At 58.0% G+C, this 602-nt stretch carries 1 protein-coding gene and 1 pseudogene; one reads left to right on the top strand and one right to left on the bottom strand.

Going from position 1 to position 602, the window contains the following annotated elements:
- A partial coding sequence (locus A3754_RS28700) for a class I SAM-dependent methyltransferase (RefSeq protein WP_197468455.1) occupies positions 1 to 118 on the top strand: 118 nt, incomplete at its 5' end.
- Between the two features lie 140 nt (positions 119 to 258).
- On the opposite strand, the pseudogene A3754_RS27215 reads toward A3754_RS28700, so the two are convergent.
- Positions 259 to 602 (bottom strand): annotated as a pseudogene (locus A3754_RS27215) (glycerol-3-phosphate 1-O-acyltransferase); the annotation flags it as partial.

Here is a 602-nt window from a genome sequence, read left to right as displayed (position 1 = left end):
TTCCCCCGCCCGTGTCGTCGTAAAACGCCCGGTAAAGGCGAGCTATCTGGCTGACATCGAGCCGTCGTTCAGCCAGAAAGGCAAGGCGGTGCGCTTCGATATCTATACGTGCACCTGAGCCAGCTCACTACTCCTCTCAGTAATCACGTCCCCACGACCGGTTCGCTAATACCCTGGCTTTATTCCCGGGTATCTTGATAAGAGAGGGGCGGCGGTGCCGGCGTTTATACTGGCCACCGTTGGCGGTGGCCGGCATGATCAGGAGCCGTCAGAAGAGGCGGTAAGCAGGTTGCCTAAATTGCTTACCCGGGTGACACGCCGAATGGCGTCACTGATATCGGGGCTGAGAATACGGTTAGCCTCGTCATCCAGTGCTTCCAGTTTCTCACTGAATTCCAGTGCGCCGCTGCCGCCGGGGGTGACCAGGCCGGTGGTGTAGAGCTGGGCGATAAAGTTCTTCAGCACTACCTTGTCGAAGAATTCCGGAGAGTTGAATTCGTACAGCAAAGAAAGGCGCTGGGCTGTCTGGTGGGCCAGTTCCCCTAGCTGTTCGGCGGTAAGCATGCCGGACCCATATTGCACCAGCAGCCGGATGGTCAGGT

The organism is Alcanivorax sp. HI0083 (assembly GCF_001635175.1).
The sequence above is the reverse complement of the archived record's forward strand: the minus strand, read 5'-3'. Positions and strand labels throughout refer to the sequence as shown.